The organism is Streptomyces durmitorensis, assembly GCF_023498005.1.
GTDB lineage: Bacteria > Actinomycetota > Actinomycetes > Streptomycetales > Streptomycetaceae > Streptomyces > Streptomyces durmitorensis.
The window spans coordinates 7,176,811-7,200,747 of record NZ_CP097289.1; the positions used below are offsets into that span (position 1 = coordinate 7,176,811).

Annotated in this window: 25 protein-coding genes; 11 read left to right on the top strand and 14 right to left on the bottom strand. The window is 71.5% G+C overall.

Annotated features, from left to right (window positions below; translation table 11 throughout):
* Positions 1-2 precede the first annotated feature (2 nt).
* Entirely contained in the window at positions 3-365 is a 363-nt protein-coding gene (locus M4V62_RS32015) for a PadR family transcriptional regulator (protein ID WP_249590672.1), read from the top strand.
* Positions 362-1,078: a hypothetical protein gene (locus M4V62_RS32020; protein WP_249590673.1), complete on the top strand. Its 717-nt coding sequence runs from the start codon at positions 362-364 to the stop codon at positions 1,076-1,078. Before M4V62_RS32015 ends, M4V62_RS32020 begins: the two co-directional genes overlap by 4 nt.
* A gap of 59 nt (positions 1,079-1,137) precedes the next feature.
* On the opposite strand, the gene M4V62_RS32025 is transcribed toward M4V62_RS32020, so the two are convergent.
* The 6 genes from M4V62_RS32025 to M4V62_RS32050 form a co-directional block, all read right to left on the bottom strand.
* Entirely contained in the window at positions 1,138-2,586 is a 1,449-nt protein-coding gene (locus tag M4V62_RS32025; RefSeq protein WP_249590674.1) for a peptidoglycan D,D-transpeptidase FtsI family protein, read from the bottom strand.
* Between the two features lie 92 nt (positions 2,587-2,678).
* Positions 2,679-3,347, bottom strand: a complete 669-nt coding sequence (locus M4V62_RS32030) for a response regulator transcription factor (RefSeq protein ID WP_249590675.1) — start codon at positions 3,345-3,347, stop codon at positions 2,679-2,681.
* Positions 3,348-3,375: 28 nt separating this feature from the next.
* Complete coding sequence (locus M4V62_RS32035) at positions 3,376-4,647, bottom strand: sensor histidine kinase (protein ID WP_249590676.1); 1,272 nt, start codon at positions 4,645-4,647, stop codon at positions 3,376-3,378.
* Complete coding sequence (locus tag M4V62_RS32040; protein WP_249590677.1) at positions 4,644-5,630, bottom strand: hypothetical protein; 987 nt, start codon at positions 5,628-5,630, stop codon at positions 4,644-4,646. Before M4V62_RS32040 ends, M4V62_RS32035 begins: the two co-directional genes overlap by 4 nt.
* Positions 5,631-5,790: 160 nt before the next feature.
* Positions 5,791-6,261 carry a GNAT family N-acetyltransferase gene (locus M4V62_RS32045; protein ID WP_249593098.1) on the bottom strand — a complete coding sequence of 157 codons (471 nt, stop codon included), beginning with the start codon at positions 6,259-6,261 and terminating at the stop codon, positions 5,791-5,793.
* A gap of 12 nt (positions 6,262-6,273) precedes the next feature.
* The gene (locus M4V62_RS32050) at positions 6,274-7,044 is read right to left on the bottom strand and encodes an IclR family transcriptional regulator (protein WP_249590678.1); all 771 of its coding nucleotides are present in this window, start codon (positions 7,042-7,044) and stop codon (positions 6,274-6,276) included.
* A gap of 148 nt (positions 7,045-7,192) precedes the next feature.
* Here M4V62_RS32050 and M4V62_RS32055 point away from each other — a divergent pair, with 148 nt between their 5' ends.
* Together M4V62_RS32055 and M4V62_RS32060 are read left to right on the top strand one after the other, a co-directional pair.
* The gene (locus tag M4V62_RS32055) at positions 7,193-8,722 is read left to right on the top strand and encodes an aldehyde dehydrogenase (NADP(+)) (RefSeq protein WP_249590679.1); all 1,530 of its coding nucleotides are present in this window, start codon (positions 7,193-7,195) and stop codon (positions 8,720-8,722) included.
* Between the two features lie 5 nt (positions 8,723-8,727).
* A complete protein-coding gene (locus tag M4V62_RS32060; RefSeq protein ID WP_249590680.1) occupies positions 8,728-9,336 on the top strand; it encodes a DUF1349 domain-containing protein in 609 nt (202 codons plus the stop codon).
* A gap of 231 nt (positions 9,337-9,567) precedes the next feature.
* Here the strand turns inward: M4V62_RS32060 and M4V62_RS32065 are convergent, their stop codons facing one another.
* Positions 9,568-10,965: an MFS transporter gene (locus tag M4V62_RS32065; protein ID WP_425575100.1), complete on the bottom strand. Its 1,398-nt coding sequence runs from the start codon at positions 10,963-10,965 to the stop codon at positions 9,568-9,570.
* A gap of 71 nt (positions 10,966-11,036) precedes the next feature.
* Between M4V62_RS32065 and M4V62_RS32070 the strand changes: the two genes are divergently transcribed.
* The 6 genes from M4V62_RS32070 to M4V62_RS32095 all read left to right on the top strand — a co-directional run bounded on the left by M4V62_RS32070 (position 11,037) and on the right by M4V62_RS32095 (position 16,230).
* Positions 11,037-12,050, top strand: a complete 1,014-nt coding sequence (locus M4V62_RS32070) for a GlxA family transcriptional regulator (protein WP_249590681.1) — start codon at positions 11,037-11,039, stop codon at positions 12,048-12,050.
* Positions 12,051-12,085: 35 nt separating this feature from the next.
* On the top strand, positions 12,086-12,565 hold the full coding sequence (locus M4V62_RS32075) for a GNAT family N-acetyltransferase (protein WP_249590682.1): 480 nt from the start codon (positions 12,086-12,088) through the stop codon (positions 12,563-12,565).
* A gap of 77 nt (positions 12,566-12,642) precedes the next feature.
* Positions 12,643-13,374, top strand: a complete 732-nt coding sequence (locus M4V62_RS32080) for a DsbA family oxidoreductase (protein ID WP_249590683.1) — start codon at positions 12,643-12,645, stop codon at positions 13,372-13,374.
* Positions 13,375-13,444: 70 nt separating this feature from the next.
* Complete coding sequence (locus M4V62_RS32085) at positions 13,445-14,491, top strand: aminotransferase class V-fold PLP-dependent enzyme (protein WP_249590684.1); 1,047 nt, start codon at positions 13,445-13,447, stop codon at positions 14,489-14,491.
* An 84-nt stretch (positions 14,492-14,575) separates the two neighbouring features.
* Complete coding sequence (locus tag M4V62_RS32090) at positions 14,576-15,208, top strand: sigma-70 family RNA polymerase sigma factor (RefSeq protein WP_249593100.1); 633 nt, start codon at positions 14,576-14,578, stop codon at positions 15,206-15,208.
* On the top strand, positions 15,208-16,230 hold the full coding sequence (locus M4V62_RS32095; RefSeq protein ID WP_249590685.1) for a maleylpyruvate isomerase family mycothiol-dependent enzyme: 1,023 nt from the start codon (positions 15,208-15,210) through the stop codon (positions 16,228-16,230). The genes M4V62_RS32090 and M4V62_RS32095 overlap by 1 nt, the downstream gene beginning before the upstream one ends.
* Positions 16,231-16,551: 321 nt before the next feature.
* On the opposite strand, the gene M4V62_RS32100 is transcribed toward M4V62_RS32095, so the two are convergent.
* Positions 16,552-17,031 (bottom strand): MarR family winged helix-turn-helix transcriptional regulator, encoded by a 480-nt coding sequence (locus M4V62_RS32100; RefSeq protein ID WP_249590686.1) that lies wholly within the window; start codon positions 17,029-17,031, stop codon positions 16,552-16,554.
* A gap of 153 nt (positions 17,032-17,184) precedes the next feature.
* On the opposite strand from M4V62_RS32100, the gene M4V62_RS32105 reads away from it, so the two are divergent.
* On the top strand, positions 17,185-18,252 hold the full coding sequence (locus M4V62_RS32105; protein ID WP_249590687.1) for an alkene reductase: 1,068 nt from the start codon (positions 17,185-17,187) through the stop codon (positions 18,250-18,252).
* Between the two features lie 81 nt (positions 18,253-18,333).
* Here M4V62_RS32105 and thpD read toward each other — a convergent pair whose 3' ends face one another.
* The 6 genes from thpD to M4V62_RS32135 form a co-directional block, all read right to left on the bottom strand.
* Positions 18,334-19,233: an ectoine hydroxylase gene (gene thpD / locus M4V62_RS32110; RefSeq protein WP_249590688.1), complete on the bottom strand. Its 900-nt coding sequence runs from the start codon at positions 19,231-19,233 to the stop codon at positions 18,334-18,336.
* A gap of 123 nt (positions 19,234-19,356) precedes the next feature.
* The gene (locus M4V62_RS32115) at positions 19,357-19,761 is read right to left on the bottom strand and encodes an ectoine synthase (RefSeq protein ID WP_249590689.1); all 405 of its coding nucleotides are present in this window, start codon (positions 19,759-19,761) and stop codon (positions 19,357-19,359) included.
* Positions 19,762-19,856: 95 nt separating this feature from the next.
* Positions 19,857-21,128 carry a diaminobutyrate--2-oxoglutarate transaminase gene (gene ectB, locus M4V62_RS32120; RefSeq protein WP_249590690.1) on the bottom strand — a complete coding sequence of 424 codons (1,272 nt, stop codon included), beginning with the start codon at positions 21,126-21,128 and terminating at the stop codon, positions 19,857-19,859.
* A gap of 74 nt (positions 21,129-21,202) precedes the next feature.
* On the bottom strand, positions 21,203-21,796 hold the full coding sequence (ectA, locus tag M4V62_RS32125; RefSeq protein WP_249590691.1) for a diaminobutyrate acetyltransferase: 594 nt from the start codon (positions 21,794-21,796) through the stop codon (positions 21,203-21,205).
* A gap of 332 nt (positions 21,797-22,128) precedes the next feature.
* Positions 22,129-22,650, bottom strand: a complete 522-nt coding sequence (locus M4V62_RS32130; RefSeq protein WP_249590692.1) for a DinB family protein — start codon at positions 22,648-22,650, stop codon at positions 22,129-22,131.
* Between the two features lie 106 nt (positions 22,651-22,756).
* On the bottom strand, positions 22,757-23,893 hold the full coding sequence (locus M4V62_RS32135; RefSeq protein ID WP_425575099.1) for a pyridoxal-phosphate-dependent aminotransferase family protein: 1,137 nt from the start codon (positions 23,891-23,893) through the stop codon (positions 22,757-22,759).
* Between the last annotated feature and the right edge of the window lie 44 nt (positions 23,894-23,937).

Sequence of the window (23,937 nt, forward strand, 5' to 3'; positions counted from 1 at the left end):
CCATGACCGCACCCGCCTCAGGGGGCGCCAGGACCGACCGCCGGGCCAGCTGGTTCAAGGGCGTACTCGATCTCCTCGTGCTCGCCAGCCTCACCGACGGCGAGAGCTACGGCTACGAGATCGCCAAGCTGCTCGGCGCCGCCGGGTTCGGCCAGATCAAGGGCGGCACGCTCTATCCCGTGCTGAACCGCCTTGAGGAGGCGGGCCTGGTCGCCGCCGAGTTCCGGGCCACGGAGAAGGGCCCCGGCCGGCGCTACTACTCCCTCACGGATGCCGGCCGCGCCACTCTCGGCGAGCAGGGCGGGCTGTGGCTCGCCTTCGACGGATCGGTACGTGAGGTCCTCGCGAAGGCGGGTGTGCGATGAGCTACTTCGAAGACCTCGCCGCGCTGCTGCGGCAGGAGGGGGTGCCGTCCGACCGCGTCGAGGCGACCGTCGCGGACCTGGCGGCGCACCTGGAGGAGTCGGGTGGTGCGGACCCGGAGGCCGAGTTCGGTCCCGTCGACGAGTTCGCCCGCGAGCTGGTGCCCGCGGGGGGCCAGGAGCCCGAGGTCCCCGAGGCGCATGTCGAGACGTGGCGGTGGACCGCCGACACGTACGTCGACGAAGAGCTCCTGAACCGCTTCGGCGGCGAGGGGTGGGAGGTCGAGCGGGTCGACGCGCTCGGGCGCTTCGTCAGCCACCGGGATCTTGAGCGGCCTCAGCGGTGGGAGTACCGGCGTGAGCTGGTCACGCGGGGGCGTGAGGGGCTCGACGAGCGGCTTGCACCCGAGGGGTGGGAGGCGTGCGGGAACTGGATCGTCTACGCGTGGTTCAAGCGGCCGCTGGCTGCGAGTCTTGGGCCGGGGGCGGAGATTTCGGCTCCGCCGGGGGTGCCGGGGCGCTGGCGCTTCTTCAGTCGGCGGTTCTATGTGCTGGCCGGGGTTGCGGCGTTGGCTGTCGTCCTGGCGGGGGTTGCCGTCGCCGTCGATGACGGCGACGCCGACAGCGGGTTCGGCTTCGCCGGGGGGCTCTTTGTGGGCGCCTTGGTTCCGCTCGCCGCCGTGTGGGGCTTGCAGGTGTGGCGTTCGCGCCGTTGACCTCCGCGGGGTGCCGTCTCGCTTGGAACGGCACCCCGCAGCGGGCGGCGGAGACGGAGCTACGACTTGAGTGCCGCCGACATCATCGCCCTCGCGATCGGCGCCGCCAGGCCGTTGCCGCTCACCTCTGACCTCGCCGCGTCCGAGGACTCGATGATGACCGCCACCGCGACCTCCTTGCCGTCGCTGCCCTTGGCGTACGAGGTGAACCAGGCGTACGGCGTCTTGCTGTTGTTCTCGCCGTGCTGGGCCGTGCCCGTCTTGCCGCCCACGTCCGCGCCGCTGATCCGCGCGTTCGTGCCCGTACCCTTCTCGACGACCGTCTCCATGGCCGACTGCAACTGGCTCGCCGTGTCCTCGCTCATCACACGCTCGGAGTCCGCGTCGTCGAACGAATCGAGGACATCGCCGTTCGAGTCGGTGATCTGGGACACCATGTGCGGCGAGACCAGCTCACCGCCGTTGGCGATCGCGCCCGTGACCATCGACATCTGGAGCGGCGTCGCCGTCACGTCGAACTGGCCGATGCCGGTCAGGGCCGTCTGGGCCTTGTCCATGTCCGAGGGGTACACGCTCTCGGAGGCGCGCACCGGCACGTCCAGCTTGTCGGTGTTGAAGCCCATCTTCTCGGCCATCGACTTGACCTTGTCCTGGCCCAGGTCGACGGCGATCTTCGCGAAGACGTTGTTGCACGAGTACTGCAGCGCCGTACGGATCGTGGCGTCCTCGCAGGGCGCGCTCGCGTTCTCGTTCTTCAGGACGGTGGTCGTGCCGGGCAGCGTGTACGGGTTCGGGCTGTCGGTCCTGGTGTCCGCCGAGCCGTAGAGCCCGTCCTCCAGGGCCGCCGCCGCGACGACCAGCTTGAACGTCGAACCCGGCGGCAGCGGCTGCCGCAGCGCGCGGTTGACCAGCGGCTTGTCCTCGTCCTTCAGGAGCGCCTGCCACTCCTTGGACTCCGTGGAACCGCTGATGTCGGAGGGGTCGTACGAAGGCGTCGACACCATCCCGAGGATCCTGCCCGTCTTCGGGTCGACGGCGACCGCCGCGCCCTTCTTGTCGCCGAGCGACTTGTACGCGGCCTTCTGCACCGCCGGGTCGATCGTCGTGACCACGTCACCCGGATCGGCGCGCTTGTTCGTGACCGTGTCCAGCGGGTTCTTCAGCCGCGTGTCGGTGCCGTCGAGGACGTCCTTGTAGATGCCCTCGATCTGCGTCGCTCCGTACACCTGCGAGCTGTAGCCCGTGACGGCCGAGTACAGATCGCCGTCCTTGTAGGTGCGTTTGTACTTGAGGTCGCCGCCCTTCGTCCGCTCGGAGCCGGTGACGGCGTCACCGCCCACGATGATGTCGCCCAGCGGGTTCGCGTACTGCTCGATCGCGTTGCGCCGGTTCTGCTTGTCGTCCGCGAGCGCCTTCGAGTCGTAGAACTGCACCCACGTCGCTCGCACCAGGAGGGCGAGCACGAGCAGCAGCGTGAAGACCGAGGCGTGCCTGATCGTCTTGTTCATCCCGTGAAAAGACGACCGACGCGGACGCATTCGTTCCGTTCTGCCGGGTTTCTTAGAGATTCCTCATACTGCGCGACGCCGCGGCCGCGCGGTCACTCCGTGTTCATGAAGCCCGCCTCGTACGCCGCGATCACCGCCTGTGTACGGTCCCGCGCGCCCGTCTTGGCGAGCACCGAGGCCACATGTGTCTTCACCGTGGCAGGGCCCACGCCCATCCGCCCCGCGATCTCCGCGTTGGTCAGACCCGCCGCCATCAGCCTGAGCACCTCGCTCTCGCGCCCCGTCAGCCGGGCCACCCAGGCCGGGGGCGCGGGCTTCGCGCGCGCGTGCTCGGCCGCCAGGGCGCGCACCGCCGCGGGGAAGAGCAGCGAGTCGCTGCGCGCCACGAGCCGCACCGCCTGGACGAGCGAGTCCGCGTCGGCCCGCTTGAGCAGGAACCCACAGGCCCCGGCGCGCAGCGCCTCGTACACGTAGGAGTCGTTCTCGAAGGTCGTCACCACCACGATGCGCGGCGGGTCCGCCTGCGTCTGAAGGATCTGCTCGGTGGCCCGGATGCCGTCGATCTCCGGCATGCGTACGTCCATGAGCACCACGTCGGGACGCAGCTCGCGCACGACGGACACCGCCTCGGCGCCGCTGGCCGCCTCGCCGACGACCTCCAGGTCGGGCTCGGCGGAGAGGATCACGCGCAGGGCGGTGCGCACCATGCGCTCGTCGTCGGCGAGGACGATGCGGATGGGGGCTGCGGCTGTCCCGGTCATGGGTGTACGGGTCCCTTCGGGTCGGTGGTCATGCGGGTCCCTTCAGGGGCAGTCGTACGCTCACGCGCCACACCCCGTCGGCGGGGCCCGTCCGGACCGTGCCGCCGAGGAGCCTGGCCCGGTCGGTGATGCCGCGCAGGCCGTGGCCGCCGCCGGGGCGGGACGCGGGGGCGCCGTGGGGCAGCGGGTTCTCCGCGAGGATCTCCAGGTCGGCGCCGTCCAGGGCGATCCGGAGCGTCACGGGGGCGTCGGGGCCCGTGTGCCGCAGGGCGTTGCTCAGGCTCTCCTGGACGATGCGGTAGGCCTCGCGGGAGACCATCGGGGGCAGGGCGTCCGGGCCTCCGGGGCCGAGCTCGACCGTGGCCTTCACGCGCAGGCCGCCCGCGCGCGTGCGCTTGAGGAGCCCGTCGAGGTCGGCGCAGAGGGTGGGCGCGGGCGCGGTCGGGCTCGCCTGTCCGTCGCCGCCCTCCCTCAACACCCCCAGGACGGCGTCGAGTTCGCCGACCGTGCGCCGGGTCGTCTCCTCGATGGCGGCCAGCGCCTCGCGGACGAACTCCGGGTCGCGGTCAAGGACCCTGCGGGCGGCGCTCGCCTGGAGCGTGACGGCGCTCAGGGCATGGCCCACCGAGTCGTGCAGCTCCCGCGCGAGCCGGTTGCGCACGGCGAGGTCGGCGGCGCGCTGCTCGGCCGCCGCGAGCCGGTCGGCGGGAGAGGGGCCGAGGAGTTCGGGCGCCCAGCGCGCGAGCAGGCCCCCGGCCACGGCGGCGCACCCCGCGAGCGCGGCCAGGGAGAGGAGCCCGATGACCGGGCAGAGCGCCAGCATCCAGCCCTCGCCGAAGACCTCGGGCATCCCGATCCGGCTGCCTTGCAGCACGGAGGTGAACGGCAGGGCGATGAGCACCGCCGCGAACGGCGGCAGCGCGAGCGACATTCCGCTGATGATCCCGCCGAACCCGAGGTGCAGCGTGAACCACGCGACGGTGCGCCCGCGCGCCTGCCGTGACCGCGCGGGCCCGTCGGCGAGCGCATCGCCCGGCACGTCGCACAGCGCGCGCACGGCGGCCACCGACATGGGCCGGGTGAGCGGGAAGAGCGCGGTGATCGCGGCGAGCGGCAACCCCACGGCGAACGCGCCGAGTTGGGAGGTGAACGAGCCGAAGACGTTGTCCTCGCCGAGCAGCGGTCCGACGATGACGGAGCCCACGAAGACGTACGGCATGGCGAGCGCGCCGCCGAGGATCAGATGGATCCACCGGCGCCGCGCCCGCCGCCCGAACAGGGCCGATGCGAACGTCCTCACGCGGTGAGCCGTGGGGCCCGAGCAGCCGTGCGCGCCCGCTCCTTGAAGAAACACACCCCGAGAGCGACCACGAGCGTCCCGATGATCATCCGCACAGCGTAGGTCAGGATCATCAGCGGCGTGGGCTGCTCGGCGATGTCGTCGACGCCGCCGAGCGAGGCGAACAGCAGCCACCCGCCCCAGCAGGTGACCGCGCCCGAGCCGAGCCAGGCGAGGGCGAGCGGCACCTTGACGGGCAGCGCGGGAGCCCACCGGAAGGCGATGAGCAGCCCGCCGGCCACGGCTGCGGCGAGATAGGCCAGGTCCAGCGCTTCGAGGACGTAGAAGTCGGTCGTACGTTCCTCGATCCGCGCCTCGTTGAGGCCGACGGTGGATCCGGTGGCCCAGAGAAGGTGCAGGGCGGCGGGGGCGAGGGCCAGGAGGGCGGCCGCGACGGCCGTGCCGCGCTGAAGGCTGCGACGGGTGGTGGTGGCCGGGCGGGGCAGGTCCCGGAAGCGGCCCTGCCACACGTGTCCCCAGCGGTCCCGTGCGTACAGGACGAACAGGGCGCCGAGGGCGAGGCCTTGGAGGATGAAGCCGCCGTAGACGACGCCGAAGACCCACTCGTCGAGAAAGGCACCGCTCCCGCCATCCTCCGAGGGCCGGTTGATGCTGCCGCCGAGTGCCTTGACCAGGAGCTGGAGCGGGAACCCGGCCATGATCGGCAGCAGCAGCCCGGTGGCGGCCCACATGGGGAACGCGAGCAGCCACGCGGGGGTCCGCAGGCCCCAGGGGCGGGTCAGGAGCAGCGCGAGGAGGATGACGCAGGCGTCCATCAGGACGGTGAGGGCGTTGGCGAAGATCATGGTGGTGCGGTGTTCGAGGAGGCTGCTGTCCTCGGGGATGCCGATGTGGCTGCCCGCGATCCAGGCGATCTTGAGGGTGAGGTAGGGGAGGGCGGAGAGGATCGCGAGGGCGCGCAGGGTGCGGCGGATCTGGCTCATGGTCCCTACGCTCCCGGGGCGGGGCGTGGGGCACGTCCTGCGTGGCGATGATCCGGGTCCGCCGTGCGGGGGAGGGGTGAGGAATCCAGCCCGTCCGGCGTTTGAGGACGAACCCGGCGAAGCCGGTGATGACGGCGCCCAAGACCCGGCTGCTGGGCTCCTACGCCAGCACCAGCACGGCCTCGTCGATCTCCTCGCCCCGCGCATGCGCGAAGCCCCGCTCGGCGGCGGTGACCCGGAAGCCGCACTTCTCGAGGACCCGCAGGGACCCCGCGTTGTCCGCGGCCGCCCGCGCGTGGAGGGGGCGCTCCGGCACCTCCGTGAGCAGCGCCCGCAAGGCGGCCGTGGCGAGCCCCCGGCCCCAGTAATAGCGGTCGATCCAGTACGTGACCTCGCGCTCGTCCGGCTTCCCGTACACCGCCGCGCTGCCCACCACGTCACCGTCCGCGAGGACCGTCCGCACGACCACGTCGGCCGACTCCCGAAGTCCCTTCCAGTGGCCTTCAAAGAGCGTCCAGTCCGCCGTCTTCGGCGAGGTGAACGCGGCGACGCGGTTCGACTCGGGGTCGTTCATCTGCCGGTAGAAGACCGGGAGATCGCTGTCGTGGACGGGGCGGAGACTGACATCCATGGTGGCCATGGCTCAGAGCCTACGAGTCGCCAGTGTCAGCCGGTCCCGCGCGTCGAACAACGCGTCCTTCACCATCTGCTCGTGCGCCGGCGTCAGCCGCGCCACCGGCACGGAGCAGCTGATCGCGTCCCGGGCGGGCGTGCGGTACGGGATCGCCACGCCGAAGCAGCGCAGGCCCAGCGTGTTCTCCTCGCGGTCCACCGCGAAGCCCTGCTCGCGGACCGTGCGCAGCTCCTCGATCAGCTTCTCGCGGTCGGTGATCGTGTGCTCGGTCAGCGCGGGCAGCGTCTGGGGGAGCATCTTGCGGACCTGCTCGTCGGTGTGAGTGGCGAGCAGCGCCTTGCCCAGGGACGTCGAGTGCGCGGGGAGGCGGCGGCCCACCCGGGTGAAGGGGCGGAGGTAGTGCTGCGACTGGCGCGTGGCGAGATAGACCACGTTCGTGCCGTCGAGGCGCGCCAGGTGGATCGTCTCCGTGGTGTCGTCCGAGAGGCGGTCGAGCGTCGGCCGCGCCGCCGCCACCACTTCGTCGCCGTCGATGTACGAGGTGCCGACCAGCAGGGCCCGCACCCCGATCCCGTACCGCGTGCCCGTCGCGTCCGTCTCCACCCAGCCCAGCTCCACCAACGTACGCAGGAGCATGTAGAGGCTGGACTTGGGATACCCGACGGCTTCCTGGACGGCGGCCAAGGAGTGCATTCCGGGGCGGCCCGCGAAGTATTCGAGCAACTCCACCGTCCGCACCGCGGACTTGACCTGTGCCCCGCCAGTCTCGCCAGCCGACATCGCCCTTGACCCCTTAGTTCGACGAGAAATAGTCTCCGAAGTCTCCGCTATTCATCATCGGAGACAGCGTTCAGCATATCGAACAGCCCAGGTGGGTGGCAGCACATCTGTGAGCACATCTGTGGCATCACCTCTGGAGGAGCCCGCGGTGGCAGCAGCACCAGTCTGGAGTGTCGACCCCCGAACCGGGAAGCAGCGCGAACAGGTTGCGGTCGAGGCCACAGCCCAAGAGGTCGACCAGGCGGTACGCGCCGCGCTGGCCGCCCAGGACGCCCTCGCCGACCGCACCGTACGCGCCGCCTTCCTGCGCTCCGCGGCCGAACTGCTCGACGGGGCGAAGGATCACCTGGTGGAGGCCGCGGACGCGGAGACCGCGCTCGGTCCCGTCCGGCTCACCGGTGAACTCGCCCGCACCTGCTACCAGTTGCGGGCCTTCGCGGACGTGGTCGACGAGGGCGGGTTCCTCGGCGTCGTGATCGACCACCCCGACAGCAGCGCGACGCCGCCCATCCCGGACCTGCGGCGCTACAAGATCCCGCTGGGCGTCGTGGCCGTCTACTCCGCGTCCAACTTCCCCTTCGCCTTCTCCGTCCCCGGCGGCGACACCGCGAGCGCGCTCGCCGCGGGCTGCCCCGTGGTCGTCAAGGCGCACCCGGACCACCCGGCCACCTCCGAGCTGGTGGCGGCGACGCTGCGGCGGGCCGCGGCCCTGCACGACATCCCCGAGGGCGTCATCGGCCTCGTGCACGGCTTCGACGCGGGCGTGGAGCTCGTACGGCACCCGCTGGTCGCGGGCGCGGGTTTCACCGGCTCGATCCGCGGCGGCCGTGCCCTCTTCGACGCGGCGGCGGCCCGCCCCGTGCCGATCCCCTTCCACGGCGAGCTCGGCTCCCTCAACCCGGTCGTCGTGACCGAGGCCGCCGCGGTCGAGCGTGCCGAGGAGATCGGAGCGGGCCTCGCGGGCTCGATGACGCTCGGCGTCGGCCAGTTCTGCGTCAAGCCCGGCCTGGTCTTCGCGCCCGCGGGCGCGGGCGGCGACCGGTTCGTCAAGTCCCTGACGGAGGCGGTCAGCGACACCGAGGCCGGGGTGCTCCTCGACCACCGGATGCGGGACAACTTCGTGGCGGGCGTGCGGGAGCGGGGCGAGCTGCCGGACGTGGAGGCGCCGGTGACGCCGGGCGCGGGCGGCGAGCACACGGTCAGCGCGGGCTTCCTCACGGTCCCGGCGGCGAAGCTCGCCGAGGAGGGCGAGCACGACCTGCTCCTGGAGGAGTGCTTCGGCCCGGTGACGGTCGTCGCGCGCTACGAGAACGAGGCGGAGATCACCGACGTGCTCACCCGCCTCCCCGGCAACCTCACGGCCACGGTGCAGCTGTCGGCCGAGGAGGCCGCGGGCGAGGGCGGCGGCGCGGCGCTGATCGCCGAGCTGACGCCGCTGGCCGGGCGCGTGCTGGTCAACGGGTGGCCGACCGGGGTCGCGGTGGCGCCCGCGCAGCACCACGGCGGTCCGTACCCGGCGACGACGTCCACCTCGACCTCCGTGGGCGGTACGGCGATCGAGCGCTGGCTGCGTCCTGTCGCCTACCAGAACACGCCTGCCGCGCTGCTCCCGCCCGAGCTGCGGGACGACAACCCCCTGGGGCTGCCGCGTCGCTACGACGGGCGCCTGGAACACTGACGCCCATGGACGTCGACATCCCCGAACTGCCCTTCTCCCTGCGCACGTACGGCCCCGACGGCAACTGGTCGTACGAGGACGGCGTGCTCACCGGCTGGGCGGGCGCCCGGCAGGACCGCTTCGTGCCGCCGACGGGCGAGGCGCTGGACCCCGCGTCGGACGCGCCCCGTCTCCTCGGCGCGCCCGAGGGGGACTTCCAGCTGATCGCGCGGGTGACGGTCGGTTTCGCGGCGGCGTTCGACGCGGGCGTGCTGTACCTGCACGTGGGCGACCGGGAGTGGGCGAAGCTCTGCCTGGAGCGGTCGCCGGACGAGGCGACGGTCTGCACGGTCGTCACCCGCGGCCGCTCCGACGACTCGAACGCCTTCGTGGTGGACGGCAGCAGCGTCTGGCTCCGCATCAGCCGCACGGGCTCGGCGTTCGCCTTCCACGCCTCACCGGACGGGAAGCGGTGGACGTTCGTCCGGATCTTCTCGCTGGGCGAGGTGAAGACGGCGGGCGCGGCCCTGGTGGGCTTCATGGCGCAGTCGCCGGTGGGGGAGGGGTGCGTGGTGACGTACGACGGGCTCGAATTCCGCCCGAACTGGCCCCGGGGCCTGAGGGACGGGTCCTAGTACCCCGCGGGGGGCGTGCCGTTCCTGGGGGGCTCCGCCCCCAGACCCCCGCTCCTCAAACGCCGGAGGGGCTGAAAGCTTTCCCCGGCCCCGGCTGAGCGATTTCAGCCGGGGCCGGGGAAATTTCAGCCCGTCCGGCGATTGAGGACGAACTCGGCGGAGCCGGTGATGACGGTAACCAAGGCCCCCGCGCCAGAGCGGGTTTTCGGGAAGGGGCGGGGTCGGGGAAAATCAGCGCCCCCGCCGCAGCCCCAGCGTCGCCACCCCCGAGACCGCCAACAGCCCCGCCGCGATCAGCAGACTGACCCGCATCCCGGCAACGAAGTCCCCCGCCACCAGCCCCCCGAAGGCCGCGATCCCCAGGCCGCCCGACACCTGGCGGGCCGAGTTGAGGACCCCCGCGGCCAGGCCCGCCCGGTCCGCGGGGACCGCCTCCATCATCGCCGCCGTGAGCGGCGGGATCGTCAGGGCGCAGCCCAGTGCCAGCGGCACCATGAGGAACGCCAGGGCGAGCGCCGGCGTCGACGCGTCGGTGAAGAGCAGTGCGAGCAGCCCCAGCACGGCAAGCGACTGCCCCGCCAGCATCGGTGTCCGCGGGCCCACCCGCGCCGCCAGCTTCCCCGCGAAGACGTTCGTCACCGCGATGAGCCCCGTCATCGGCAGGAACATCAGCCCGGCCCACAGCGCCGAACGCCCCTGCACCTCCTGGAAGAAGAGGCTGAAGACGAAGACGAGACCGTAGAAGGCGACGCTGCACGCGGCCCCGGCCGCGACGGTGATCGCGACCGTCCGGTCGCGGAAGAGCCCGAGCGGCACCACCGGATGCGGCTGCCGCGCCTCCGTCCGCAGGAACGCCGCACCCGCCGCCACCGCGACGGCCAGGGCGATCAGACCCGTCGTACCGCCCTCGATGACCGCGAAGGTCACTGCCGTCAGCGTCAGGACCGCGAGCAACTGCCCCGGCACGTCCAGCGGCGCGGGCCGCCGCTCAGAGCGCGGCGCCCGCAGCAGGAGCACCAACGCCACCGCCCCCAGGGGGACGTTGATGAAGAAGATGCCGCTCCAGTCCCACGCGGTGGTCAGCGCGCCGCCGGCGACCGGGCCGAGCGCCACCGCCACCGAACCGCCCGCCGCCCACATGGCCACCGCGCGCGCCCGCTTGGCGGCGTCCGAGTAGGCCTGGCGTACGAGGGAGAGCGAGGCGGGCAGGACCACGGCGGCCGCCACGCCCTGCACCACCCGCGCGCCGATCAGCACCGGCAGCGAAGGCGCGAGGCCGCACGCCACCGATGCGGCCGTGAACACCGCGATGCCGATCGCGTACGCCCGGGTCGCGCCGATCCGGTCGGAGAGCGCGCCGGTGGAGAGCATCAGGGCGGCGAAGGCCAGGGTGTAGGCGTCCACGACCCACTGGAGCCCGGACATGCCGCCGCCCAGGGAGTCACCGATCGCGGGCAGCGCCACGTTCACGACGGAGGCGTCGAGCGTGATCAGGGCGAAGCCGAGCATGGCGGCGGTGAGGGTGAGTCCGGGGGAGGTGCGGCCCTTGCGGGGTGAGCCCGGAGCCGGGAGCGGCCGCGTCAAGTGCCCCGGATCGCGGGAGCCTTCGGTGAGGGAGTTCGTTGCCATGTCCATGAGTCTGCTGACCGGAGCGCGGCTACAGTAGTGGCCTGAATGCCATACCTCCGGAGGTTCTGGCCATGCCCCGCCCGAAGTCCGCCCGCCCGTCCCACCGGCCGCACCGCGTCGCCGTCATCGCGCCCTCACCTGTGTCGATGTTCAACCTCGCGGTCCCCGAGATGCTCCTCGACAAGGTCGAGGTGGCGGGCGGACCCGGCTACGAGGTGGTCGTCTGCACCCCGCAGCCCGGCACCATCGCCACCACCGGCGGGCTCAGCCTCCACGTGGAGCACGGGCTCGACGCCGTGCGCGAGGCCGACACCCTCCTCGTCGCGGGCACCGGACACCGCTACGCACCCGACCCGCGGACCGTCGCCGCCGTCCGCGAGGCCGCCGACGCGGGCAAGCGCATCGCCTCCATCTGCAGCGGCGCCTTCGTGCTCGCGGAGGCGGGACTGCTCGACGGGCGCAGCGCGACCACGTACTGGCAGCTCGCCGAGGAGCTGCGCAGCCGCTATCCGTCGCTCGACCTCAAGGGAGACGTCCTCTACGTGGAGGACGGGCAGGTCATGACGTCCTCCGGGTACGCCGCCGGGATCGACCTGTGCCTGCACATCATCCGCACCGACTACGGAGCGGCCGTCGCCAACCAGGTGGCCAGGGCCGCGCTCGTCGCCCCCGTACGCCCCGGCGGTCAGACCCAGTTCACCCAGACCCCGCTCCCGCCCGAGCGCGGCAACGCCTGCGCCGACACCCGGGGCTGGGCCATGCGCCACCTCGACGAGCCGCTCACGCTCACCGACCTCGCCCGGCAGGCGGGCGTCAGCGTGCGCACGCTCACCCGGCGCTTCCACGCCGAGAGCGGGGTGAGCCCGCTGCAGTGGCTCCTCCACCAGCGCATCGAGCGGGCCAAGGAGCTCCTGGAGACGACCTCGCTCTCCATGGACCAGGTGGCGCAGGCCTGCGGGCTCGGCACCGCCGACTCGCTCCGCGGCCACCTGGTGCGCCGCACCGGGCTCACGCCGAGCGCCTACCGCGCCCAGTTCAGCCGCGTTGGAACCCAAAGCTCCCGGAACGCGTCTGTCGCAGCGTGATCCACTCAGCACTTCCCACGACGATGCGGACCGTGATGCCGACCGTCATACGCACCGCCCTCACCGCCGACGCCCCGGCCCTCGCGGCCCTGCACGCCCGCGCCCGCGCCACGTACTACCCCGAGGGGCTGCCGGACGAAGGAGTCGACGGCACGGCGATGTGGCGGGGAGCCGTCGAGCGCCGTGCCGGGCACGTGCTGTGCGCGGTCCGCGAGGGCCGGATCGTGGGCGTCGCGTCCTTCCGTACGCCCGAGGGCGAGGCGGCGGACACCGTGGCGCTCTTCCAGTTCCACGTCGACCCCGGCCACTGGCGCGCGGGGGTCGGCGCGGCCCTGCACGAAGCGTGCGTGGAGGAGTGGCGGGCCGACGGCATCCGGAGGGCCACGCTGGACGTCCACCGGGAGAACCGGCGCGCCCAGGCCTTCTACGTCCGCCACGGCTGGCGGCCCGCGGAGCCGGGCGAGGGCGCGGGCACGCACCTGCGGATGCGCTTGGCCCTGACGGCCGGGGAATGAGCGTGGCAGGTCGTACGTTGTTCAACTGACCGGAGGGATCCTCCGCACTACCGTTCGACCTGAAGAGAGCTAGTCACATGCGCGTCGAGATCTGGAGCGACATCGCCTGCCCCTGGTGCTACGTGGGCAAGGCCCGCTTCGAGAAGGCACTCGCCGCCTTCCCGCACCGCGACGACGTCGAGGTGGTGCACCGCTCCTTCGAGCTCGACCCCTCGCGCGCCAAGGGCGACAGCGGGCTCGTGATCCCGATGCTCGCCAAGAAGTACGGCATGAGCGAGGAGCAGGCCCAGGAGGCCGAGCGGAACCTCGGCGTGAACGCCTCCTCCGAAGGCCTCGACTACCTCACCGAGGGCCGCGACCACGGCAGCACCTTCGACATGCACCGCCTCCTGCACTTCGCCAAGGAGCAGGGCCGCCAGGACGCGCTGCTCGGGCTCCTCTACCGCGCCAACTTCGCCGAGGAGCGCTCCGTCTTCGACGACGACGAGCGCCTCGTGGAGCTCGCGGTCGCGGCCGGCCTCGATGCGGACGAGGCCCGCGCGGTGCTCGCCGACCCGTCCCGCTACGCCGACGACGTACGCACCGACGAGCGCGAGGCCGCCGAACTCGGCGCGAACGGCGTGCCGTTCTTCGTCCTCGACCGCAAGTACGGCGTCTCCGGCGCACAGCCCGCCGACGTCTTCACGCAGGCCCTTGAGCAGGCGTGGGGCAGTCGCTCGCCGCTCACCACCCTCGCGGACGGCGGCGACGGCGACGCCTGCGGTCCTGACGGCTGCGCGGTCCCGCAGGCCGCGGGCGACGACGCCTGAGCGCCGCTGAACGGCCGCCTCCACGCACAGGCGATGGACGTGGGTGCGCCGGGGCGCGAGAGTTGATCCCATGGGGATCATCAACGGCGCCGAGTTCGCGCCCACGTCGACGTACCTGAACACCGCGAGCTGCGGCCTGCTGCCCGCACGCGCCGTCGAGGCCATCCAGAGCCTCGCGACCGAGAACGGCGCGGGCAGACGCGGCGGCTCCGGCGACTTCGGGATCGTGCAGGCCGCCCGCGAGTCCTTCGCACGGCTCGTGGGCGTGCCGCACGCGCGCGTGGCCCATGGCGGCTCGGTCGCCGTCCACGCCGGGCTGATCGCCGCCGCGCAGCGGCCGGGATCCGAAGTCCTCTTCCCCGAGGGGGACTTCAGCTCGATCATCAACCCCTTCGTGGTGCGCGGCGACCTCAAGATCCGCTATACGCCGTTCGAGAGCCTCGCCGAGGCGATCCGCCCCACCACGGCGCTCGTCGTGTACTCCGTCGTGCAGTCGGCCGACGGCCGTATCGCCGACGACACGGCGGTGCGCGAGGCCGCCGCCGCCCACGGCGCCCGCACCCTCAACGACGCCACGCAGGCCGCGGGCTGGCTGCCCTTCGACGCGAGTCTGTACGACTACACCGTCACCGGCGCCTTCAAGTGGCTGCTCTGCCCGCGCGGCACGTCGTTCCTGACGGTGAGCGAGGAGGCGCAGGAGTCCCTCGTCCCGCTGCACGGCGGCTGGCTCGCGTCGGCGGACTCCTGGAACTCCACGTACGGCCCGCTCTCGGAACTGTCCCCCGACGCCCGCCGCTACGACGAACCCCCCGCGTTCCTCGCCTACCACGGCGCGGCGGCGTCCCTCGGCTACCTGGAGGAGACCGGCGTCGAAGCGGTCCACGCCCACGACACGGCGCTCGCGGCCCGCTACCGCGCGGGACTCGCCGAGCTCGGCCACGTGCCGGTGCCCGGCGCCTCGCCCATCGTGTCCGTCCCCGGACTCGCCGACAGGGAGCCCGAGTTGAGCCGGGCCGGGATCTTCGCCTCCGCACGGGCGGGTCACCTGCGAGCCTCGTTCCATCTGTACAACACGGAGGCGGACGTGGACCGGATCCTCGACGTGCTCTCCGGCTGAACACTGGCGCGCCGGGCGGCGGGGCACTAGGAAGGCAGGACGGGGTGGCCTCACGAGGCGGTGGTGTCAGTGGCTCAGCAGCCCATGAGGGACTCCGACCTGCACCGGCGCCTGGTGTACGGCGACGAGACGGCTCTCGCCGAGGCCTACGACACGTACGGCCCCCTCGTGCACCGCGTCGCGGGGCGCGTCACCCGCAGCCCCGCCGCCGCGGAGGACGTCGCCCAGGAGGTCTTCGCCCATCTCTGGTCCAGGCCCTACGCGTTCGACGCGCGGCGGGGCAGTCTGCGCACCTGGCTGTGCATGCTGGCGCATCGGCGGGCGGTGGACTGGGTACGCGGGGAGGAGCGCCACCGCAAGGCGGCCCATGCCGACGACGCGACCCTGCACACGATCCCCACCCCGGATCCGCCCCCGGAAGACGTGGTCATGGCACGAGAACGTTCCCTGCTCCTGCACTCCGCCCTGGCGCGGCTGCCGCTCCCGCAGCGCCAGGTGGTGCACCTGGCGTACTTCGCGGGCTGCACCTACCGCCAGGCGGCGCTGGAACTCGGCATCCCCGAGGGGACGGCGAAGACCCGCTTACGGGCGGCCTTGCGCAGACTGGCCGAAGCCCTGACCGAATCACCCGACCCACCTGATCCAACCGATCCACCTGATCCAACCGATCCACCCGGCCCGGCACTTGCCGACGCTCCAGGCGAAAGAGGCGCGTGATGACCACGGATCACGAAGCCGTACGTGAACTTCTCGGGGCCTGGGCCGTCGGCGCGCTCATGCCGGGCGACGAGCGGACGGTCACCCCGCATCTGGCCGACTGCGACCGGTGCGCGGCGGAGGCGGGGCGCCTGCGGGCGACGGTGCGGGATCTGGGCGGCCCGCCCCTGGCCGACCCCGGCCCTGGGCCCGCTCCCGCCGAGCGGGGCCTCGCCCTCGCCCTGCGCACCCGCCCGGCGGCTTCCCGCACGGCCGCGCACGCCGCGCCATACGCTGCCGCCGTGGCCGGACTCCAGGCGCTCCTGGGCGAGTTGGCGGAGCGCGAGGCCTGGGGGACCCCGGTCGTGCACGACTGGGACGTCCACGACACGGTGGCGCACCTGCTGGCCGCGGACGAGCCGCTTGCCGTGCGTCTTGGCCTGCGGGCGCCTTCGGCGTGGGACGGGGCGGACGGGACTCCGTGGCGGGTGGCGTGGGCGGCGCGTACGGAGGAGGTCTTGGCCCGGGAGCGGGTCCGGAGCCCGGCGGAGACGATCGAGTCCTGGCGGAACCAGGCGACCGCGCTCCTGTCCTCCCCGGAGGCGCACGACCCCGAACTGGCCGGACGGGCCACGATGTTGATGGGCGCCCGGCTTCCGCTCGCCGACCACTTCCTGGTCCGGGCGTTCGAGGCGTGGGTGCACACGGACGACATCGGCAGGGCCCTGGACATGCCGGTCCCGCCGCCCCGCACCGCCCACCTGTGGCAGATGGTGCGCCTTGCGGTACGGATCCTGGAGCTGGCCATGGGTTCCAAGGCGCCGGACGTCGCGCTGACCGTCTCGGGGGAGGGCGGCGAGGTGTCGTGGATCCTGGGCAGCGGTGCGGAGCCGGTGAGCGCGGAGCTGGTCCTTGACCCGGTGGACTTCTGCCTGCTCATGGGCGGCAGGGTGGACCCCGCGGTTGTCCCCAGGGGAATCTCCGGCAGTGAGGCCGCCGCGGGTCGGGTCCTGACGCGGGCGGCGTCCCTGGCCTGGCTCTGACCCTGCGGCTCCCGCTGCCCGAACGGACCTCTCCCGCCCACCCACCCGTTCACCCCGCGGCTTCGACAGCCACGAACAGGCTTTCCCGCCCACCCCATTGCCCGCAGCACCCTCGCATGCAGGAAGGGGCGGGACGACGGCGCGCAGTCGGCATCGAGACGCGAGGGGACGTGCCGGTATGTCCGCCCGGAGCACGGTTCGCGGCACTCCCTCGCCGCAGCAGCCCCACGGCCACCGGACGATGGCGAGGACGGACATACCGGCGCGGCCCCGCCCTCAAGGCAGCCCCGCACCGCACCCGCCCCTAGGCGCACCCGCCCGCTAGGCGCCCCCCGCCTCCCCGCACAAGTTCGCCTCCACCCGCCCCAGCAGCCGCGCCAACTCCCGTCGCTCGCCCTCGTCCATCCCCGCCAGCGTGCGCTCCTCCAGCTCCCCCCACGCCACCTCCACCTCCGCCAGCAGCCCGCAGCTCGCGTCCGTGGCCTCGACCAGGACCGCGCGGCGGTCGTCCGGGTCCTGGCGGCGTCGTACGTGGCCCGCCTGCTCCAGGCGCTGCAGCATCTTCGTGACCGTCGACGGGTCCAGGTCGACCGCCTTGATGAGCTCCGACTGGCGTACGGCCCCCTCGTCCCAGAGGTACATCATCAGGAACTCCTGACCGGGGTAGAGCCCGAGCCCCTTCAGGACCTTGCCCGCCGCGATCCGGTGCAGCCGGGCCACCCGGCTCACGGTGTGGCTGACGGGACCCCGCCGCGCCGCGGTGGGGAGCTCGGTACAGGCGGGGTCGGCCGAAGCCTTCATCGGGACTCCTCGGTCCAGGTCGGTCGGCAGGTGCGCAGGAACGCACCTGCGCGGATGCGTTCCTCCAGATTAGCTTGGTCGGCCAATGAATGAGTTACAGTGACGCCAGGCCGATTGATTGGCCGACCAATTACATTCCCCTGGGGGGCACTGATGACCACCGCGTTCGACTCCCTCGACCTCTCCGGCACCCTGCTCGGCAACCGCATCGCCATGGCCCCGATGACCCGGAGCCGCGCAGGCGCGGGCGCCACCGCCACGGAGCTCACCGCCGAGTACTACGCCCAGCGCGCATCCGCCGGCCTGATCATCACCGAGGGCATCCAGCCATCCGCCGTCGGCCAGGGCTACCCGGACACCCCGGGGCTGCACTCCGCCGAACAGATCGAGTCCTGGCGCAAGGTCACCGCCGCCGTCCACGAAGCGGGCGGCAGGATCTTCGCGCAGATCATGCACGCGGGCCGCATCGGCCACCCCGCACTGCTCCCCGACGGCCTGGTGAACGTGGCTCCCTCGTCCGTCGCCGCCAAGGGGCAGGTGTACACGGCGGATGGCCCGAAGGACTTCGTCACGCCCCGCGAGCTGACCGGCGACGAGATCCGCGCCACCATCGGAGACTTCGCGGCCGCGGCCCGCAACGCGATCGACGCGGGCTTCGACGGGGTCGAACTCCACGGCGCCAGCGGCTACTTGATCCACCAGTTCCTGGCCCCCGGCGCCAACCGTCGCACCGACGCATGGGGCGGCACCCCGGAGAACCGCATCCGCTTCGCGGTCGAGACCGCCAGGGCGGTCGCCGCCGAGATCGGCGCCGCCCGCACCGGCCTGCGCCTCTCGCCCGGCAACCCCTTCAACGACATCTCCGAGCCCCAGGCCGAGCGCGAGGCGACGTACACCGCCCTGGTGAAGGAGCTGAGCGCCCTGGACCTGGCGTACCTGCACGTCATGGAGGTGGGCCCGATCCGCGACCTGGTGAACACCCTGCGCGCGAGCTTCGACGGACCCTTCATCCTGAACCCGGCGACCGAGGGCCCCACCGGGGCCGACGCGCTCGCGCTCGTCGAGGACGGCACCGCGGACGTCGTCGCGTTCGGCGCGCTGTTCCTGGCCAACCCCGACCTGCCGGCCCGCCTCAAGGTCGAAGGCCCGTACAACACGCCTGACACGTCGACGTTCTACGGCGGCACGGAGAAGGGCTACACGGACTACCCGGCGCTGTAAGCGCACAGAGCAACCCCGAGCCCACGAACCAAGTTCGGCCCGGCACCCCCAGGTGCCGGGCCAACTCTCATACAAGAGTGCTTACTTCACCGGAGTGAAGTCCCGAGCCCCAATGTAATCCGGCCGCCGGATCGGCGCCGCGAACGGCTCCACCGCCGTGTTCTCCACACTGTTGAACACGATGAAGACGTTGCTGCGCGGGAACGGCGTGATGTTGTCCCCCGAACCGTGCATGGCATTGCAGTCGAACCAGGTCGCGGAGCCGGCCTCACCGGTGAAGAGCCGGATGCCGTATTCCGAAGCGAGGCTGGTCAGCGTCCCGTCCGAGGGAATGCCCGCGTCCTGCATCTGCAGGGAACGCTTGTAATTGTCCTTCGGCGTCGCGCCTTCACAGCCGAGGAACGTCTTGTGCGACCCCGGCATGATCATGAGGCCGCCGTTGGTGTCGTGATTCTTGGTGAGCGCGATGGAGACCGAGACAGTCCGCATGTTCGCGAGGCCGTCCTCGGCGTGCCAGGTCTCGAAGTCCGAGTGCCAGTAGAACCCCGAGGCACCGAAACCGGGCTTCACGTTGATCCGCGACTGGTGGATGTACACGTCGGAACCCAGGATCTGCCGGGCCCGACCCACCACCCTCGGATCGGCGGCGAGCTTCGCGAACAGCTCGCTGATTTTGTGCACCTCAAAGATGGTGCGAATTTCCTGGGAACGCGGCTCCACGATGGACCGGTCGTCCGCCCGCATCGTGGGGTCATCGATCAACCGCTCGAGCTCGGCGTGGTAGACGCTCACCTCGTCGGGCGTGATGAGCTGGTCGATCGCCAGGAATCCGTCCCGTTCGAACCCCGCCAGGTCTTCGGCCACGATGGGCCCCGGCGTACCCGGCTCGGACCACACGACGGGGTCCTTGCGCTCGATGAGGACCTCTTCGGTGCCTCGCGTCGGGTACAGGTCGGCGGTGCGTTCGGGTGCGGTGGTCATGGTGTTGCCTGCCTCTCCTCTCGTACGGCCCTTTCCGGGATGTACACCCCCGCCGCCCAGAGGAAGAGGGCGGCGGGGGAGATTCAGGGGGCGTGCTTCAGCCCTGCGGTGCGCTGTCGGAGATCAGGCCGGTTCCGGCTCGGTGAGCAGCGGGTACACGCCGTTCTCGTCGTGGTCCTCACGACCGGTGACGGGCGGGTTGAAGACACAGATGCAGTGGAAGTCCTCCTTGATCCGCATCGTGTGCTTCTCGTTCCCGTCGAGCAGGTACATGGTCCCCGGAGTGATCGTGTACTTCTTGCCGGTCGTGTCGTCGGTCAGCTCGGCCTCACCCTTGGTGCACACGACGGCCTCGATGTGGTTGGCGTACCACATCGACGTCTCCGTACCCGCGTACAGGATGGTCTCGTGGACCGAGAAGCCCACCCGCTCCTTGGCGAGGACGATGCGCTTGCTCTCCCAGGTTCCCGAAGCGGCCTTCACGTGCCGGTCGGTGCCTTCAATGTCCTTGAACGAACGGACGATCACGGTGACTTGTTCCTTTTCTCTTACGGGGGTGAGGACGCGGCCCGAGGGCCGCCGGGGCGCCGCGTGTGCGGCGCCCCGGCGGCCTCCCGCACCGCTCAGGCGGTCTCGCGCACCGCACGGGCGAGCGTGCGAAGTCCTTCGTCCAGCTCGTCGGCGGTGATCGTCAGCGCCGGAAGGAGCTTGACGACCTCGCTCTCGGGGCCGGAGGTCTCGATGAGCAGGCCGAGTTCGAAGGCCCGCTTGGCGATGGCGCCCGCGCGCTCCTTGTCCAGGAACTCCATGCCCCAGACCAGGCCGCGGCCGCGGTACTCCTTGATGGCGCCCGGGTTCTCGTCGACGATCGCCTTGAACGCCTCCTCGACCTGCTCGCCGCGGGCGCGCGTCTGCTTCTCCATGGCCGGGCCGTCGGACCAGTAGGTCTCCAGGGCGGCGGCGGCCGTGACGAAGGCGGGGTTGTTGCCGCGGAAGGTGCCGTTGTGCTCGCCCGGCTCCCAGATGTCCAGCTCGGGCTTGAACAGCGTCAGCGCCATCGGCAGGCCGTAGCCGCTGATGGACTTGGACACCGTCACGATGTCCGGCGTGATGCCCGCCTCCTCGAAGGAGAAGAACGCGCCGGTGCGGCCGCAGCCCATCTGGATGTCGTCGACGATCAGGAGCATGTCCCAGCGCTCGCACACGTCGGCGAGCTTGCGCAGCCACTCGGCGCGGGCGACGTTGATGCCGCCCTCGCCCTGGACCGTCTCGACGATCACGGCGGCGGGCTGGTTGAGGCCGGAGCCCTGGTCCTCGAGCAGACGCTCGAACCAGACGAAGTCGGGGGTCGTGCCCTCGAGGTAGCGGTCGAAGGGCATCGGCGTGCCGTGCACCAGCGGGATGCCGGCGCCGGCGCGCTTGAAGGCGTTGCCGGTCACCGCGAGGGAGCCGAGCGACATGCCGTGGAAGGCGTTCGTGAACGACACGATCGACTCGCGGCCCTTGACCTTGCGGGCCAGCTTCAGCGCGGACTCGACCGCGTTGGTGCCCGTCGGGCCCGGGAACATGACCTTGTACGGCAGGTCACGCGGGCGCAGGATGATGTTCTGGAACGACTCCAGGAACGCGCGCTTGGCGGTCGTCGACATGTCGAGGCCATGGACGACGCTGTCGCGCTCCAGGTAGTCGATCAGGGCGCGTTTGAGGACGGGGTTGTTGTGGCCGTAGTTGAGCGAGCCGGCCCCGGCGAAGAAGTCGAGGTACGAGTGGCCGTCCTCGTCGAACATGCGGCTGCCCTGCGCACGGTCGAAGATGGTGGGCCAACCGCGGCAGTAGCTGCGCACCTCCGACTCCAGGGTCTCGAAGACGCTCAGGTCGGGCTGGGTGATGGTCACAGCAGATCTCCTGGGAGATGGAAAGACTTGGGAGGTGGGGGGTGACAGGTGGTTCGTGGGGGGAACGGCGGAACTCAGCCGACCGGCTCGGCCGGCTCGATCCGCGCGGCTGTCCCGGTCTCGGTGATCGGCTCTATGAGGAACAGGACCTCGGGCAGGTGCCCCTCGTCGGGGAACAGCCCCGCGTCGAAGAGCACCGTGCGCTCGACCGACGCGCCGTGGCGCTGTGCGTATGAGGTGAAGAGCCGCTCGGACGGGGTGTTGTCCGGCGTGATGGTCGTCTCGACCGAGACCAGCTCCCGGTCGGCGGCGACCTTGGCGGTGAGACCGTCGAGCAGCGCACCGGCAAGGCCGCGGCCTCGGTGCGCCTGGTCGACGGCCACCTGCCAGACCACCAGGGTGCGCGGCCGCTCGGGCCGGATGTAGCCGGTGATGAACCCGGCGGGCTCACCGTTCGCGTCCCTGGCCACCACGGAGGTCGCCGCGAAGTCGCGGCACCACAGCAGGTAGCTGTACGAGGAGTTGAGGTCCAACACCTTCGAGTCGCGGGCGATCCGCCAGATTGCGGCGCCGTCGGCGACGTCGGGGGTGTCGAGGCGCAACCCCTCGGGCATTTCCAGGGAATTCGCTTGCAGGTCGGTCGGTAGATCGGCTTGTGCAGCGGTCATGCGGATTGAATTTACCGAGCAATTTCTTTAATTGCATCGGCGGGAGGGGTTACGTAAGAGCGCCTCATGTGTTATCACGCGGGGGTGCGCGCCCGCAGGAATCCCCGGCGATATGGCCTGATTTGCTGGGCTCATAGGCCACATACCGGGCGCGATGTGGAGTACGTCACAGAACCGTAACTCCCACGAAGCCTGTCCGAATTGTGAGACTTGGCGCTGACGAAACCTTAGTGTTTAGGTCTCCGGAAAGCGGGCAGAAGAATACGGGAAGCTGTGCTGATAAAGTGGATAAAGAAGCGGTGGGAATGCGTCCGTGAATTTACGTAGAGTATTTACGGCCCCGTCAACCCGTCGATTCCCTCCCTGAGGAGATCGGCGTGACCGTTGTGCCGTGCGTACTCCTCGATGAGGTGGACCAGGATCCAGCGCAGGCTGACCTCGGCGCCGCCCGTGACGGCCGCCTCCCGCTCGCTCAGCCGCCCGATGTCGTCCGGCGAACGTCCCTCGCACAACTCCCGGCTCACCGACACCTCCCGCTGCCACACGGCCAGGGCCTGGTCGTACGTCCGCTCCGGGGCGAGGGCGAAGCCCGACGGATCCCCGTACACCGGTGGCACGTCCCGCCCGGCGAGCACGCGCTGGAACCAGTTCCGCTCCACCTCGGCCAGATGCTGCACGAGACCGAGCAGTGTCAGCGACGAGGACGGGACCGAAGCGATACGGGTCTGTGCGTCATCGAGCCCGGAACACTTGACCGCCAGGGTCGCGCGATGGAAGTCGAGCCAGTCCGCCAGCATCGCGGGCTCGCCCGCCGTCGGGTCGGGCACAGGGCGGCCGTCCGGGAGCGTGGGCATGGCGGTCACGCTGCCATGGACACCCACCCGGACGTCGGCTGTTCGCTGTGAGCTTGGTGCGGCCCGAAGCCGCATGAACTCGGGCCCACCGGGAAGACGGGGGCGCCTACTGCCAGGCGGCCGTCACCGCTCGCCGCGCCGCTTCGAGGTCGACCGCGAGACCGGCCTCGCCCATCGCGGCACCCAGTGCGGCGAGCGAGGCGTGCACGACGCCGCGGGTCGCGTCAGGGCCGTAGTGGTTCACCCGGATCATCTCCTTGGCCAGCGCGCCGCCACCGGCGACCAGCGGAAGCACCGGGTCGGCCGCGAGTGCCTTGGCGACGAGCGTCGAGGCGTCGACGCCCTCCGGGGCCCGCAGCGTCGTGGCGACCGGAGCGGCGTCCCGCGCCTCGTGGACGTACGGGCTCAGGCCGCCGCCCAGGGCGATCGCGCCCGCGCGGGTCGCCGCGGCGGCGGTGGCGTGCCGCGCCATCAGCGCGTCGAGCCCCTCCGCCTCGATGCGCTCCACGCACGCCTCGAGGGCGAGCATCTCCAGCTGGGCCGGTGCGTGAAGGAGCGCCTTGCGCCCGCCGTCGATCCACCGCTCCTTCCAGTCGAGGAGGGAGAGGTAGGAGCGGCGGGGTGCCTGTGGATTGGCGGCGAGGCGGGCCCAGGCCCGCTCGCTGACGGAGACGGCCGAGACGCCCGCCGGGCCGCCCATCGCCTTCTGCGCGCCGATCACGCACAGGTCCACGCCCCAGGCGTCCGGAAGCAGCGGCTCGGCGGCCACCGATGCGACGGCGTCGAGCATGAAGAGGGCGCCGTGCTCGCGTACCACCTCACCGATCTCGGCGACGGGATTGGTGTTGCCGGTGGCGGCCTCCGCGTGGACGAGCGAGACGAAGTCGATCTCGGGGTGCGCGGCGAGCGCCTCGCGGACCTGCTCCGCCGTCACGGCGGTGTGGAAGGGGACGGCGAGATCGACGACGGTCGCACCGCAGTCCCGCAGCCAGTTCCCGAAGGTCTGCCCGTAGGGCCCGGTGATGACGTTCAGCGCGGTCGTGCCGGGCCGCGCCGCTCCCCGGATGCAGCCCTCCAGGGGAAGCAGCGCCTCGCCCTGCATGATCACGACGTCCTGCGAGGTGGAGAGCAGCCCGGCGACGCGCTCCTCGATGGAGGCGAAGTGCTGGGCGCTCAAGGGGGCCAGGTCAAGGAATGGATGCGTCGTCACGGTGCTGCTCACTTCGCTGCTCACTTCGCTCACGAGTTCGTTCGGGCTGCCGGACCGAGCGTACCGACAGGCTCCTA

Bases quoted from the DNA above. Each gene is read 5' to 3' on its own strand.
- M4V62_RS32020 (WP_249590673.1), top strand. From the start codon at position 362: ATGAGCTACTTCGAAGACCTCGCCGCGCTGCTGCGGCAGGAGGGGGTG.
- M4V62_RS32080 (WP_249590683.1), top strand. From the start codon at position 12,643: ATGCGCGTCGAGATCTGGAGCGACATCGCCTGCCCCTGGTGCTACGTG.
- M4V62_RS32100 (WP_249590686.1), bottom strand. From the start codon at position 17,031: ATGAAGGCTTCGGCCGACCCCGCCTGTACCGAGCTCCCCACCGCGGCG.
- M4V62_RS32095 (WP_249590685.1), top strand. From the start codon at position 15,208: ATGACCACGGATCACGAAGCCGTACGTGAACTTCTCGGGGCCTGGGCC.
- M4V62_RS32130 (WP_249590692.1), bottom strand. From the start codon at position 22,650: ATGCCCACGCTCCCGGACGGCCGCCCTGTGCCCGACCCGACGGCGGGC.
- M4V62_RS32075 (WP_249590682.1), top strand. From the start codon at position 12,086: ATGCCGACCGTCATACGCACCGCCCTCACCGCCGACGCCCCGGCCCTC.
- M4V62_RS32025 (WP_249590674.1), bottom strand. From the start codon at position 2,586: ATGAACAAGACGATCAGGCACGCCTCGGTCTTCACGCTGCTGCTCGTG.
- M4V62_RS32065 (WP_425575100.1), bottom strand. From the start codon at position 10,965: ATGGCAACGAACTCCCTCACCGAAGGCTCCCGCGATCCGGGGCACTTG.
- M4V62_RS32090 (WP_249593100.1), top strand. From the start codon at position 14,576: ATGAGGGACTCCGACCTGCACCGGCGCCTGGTGTACGGCGACGAGACG.
- M4V62_RS32085 (WP_249590684.1), top strand. From the start codon at position 13,445: ATGGGGATCATCAACGGCGCCGAGTTCGCGCCCACGTCGACGTACCTG.
- M4V62_RS32060 (WP_249590680.1), top strand. From the start codon at position 8,728: ATGGACGTCGACATCCCCGAACTGCCCTTCTCCCTGCGCACGTACGGC.
- M4V62_RS32040 (WP_249590677.1), bottom strand. From the start codon at position 5,630: ATGAGCCAGATCCGCCGCACCCTGCGCGCCCTCGCGATCCTCTCCGCC.
- M4V62_RS32045 (WP_249593098.1), bottom strand. From the start codon at position 6,261: ATGGATGTCAGTCTCCGCCCCGTCCACGACAGCGATCTCCCGGTCTTC.
- thpD (WP_249590688.1), bottom strand. From the start codon at position 19,233: ATGACCACCGCACCCGAACGCACCGCCGACCTGTACCCGACGCGAGGC.
- M4V62_RS32105 (WP_249590687.1), top strand. From the start codon at position 17,185: ATGACCACCGCGTTCGACTCCCTCGACCTCTCCGGCACCCTGCTCGGC.
- M4V62_RS32030 (WP_249590675.1), bottom strand. From the start codon at position 3,347: ATGACCGGGACAGCCGCAGCCCCCATCCGCATCGTCCTCGCCGACGAC.
- M4V62_RS32070 (WP_249590681.1), top strand. From the start codon at position 11,037: ATGCCCCGCCCGAAGTCCGCCCGCCCGTCCCACCGGCCGCACCGCGTC.
- ectA (WP_249590691.1), bottom strand. From the start codon at position 21,796: ATGACCGCTGCACAAGCCGATCTACCGACCGACCTGCAAGCGAATTCC.
- M4V62_RS32015 (WP_249590672.1), top strand. From the start codon at position 3: ATGACCGCACCCGCCTCAGGGGGCGCCAGGACCGACCGCCGGGCCAGC.
- M4V62_RS32050 (WP_249590678.1), bottom strand. From the start codon at position 7,044: ATGTCGGCTGGCGAGACTGGCGGGGCACAGGTCAAGTCCGCGGTGCGG.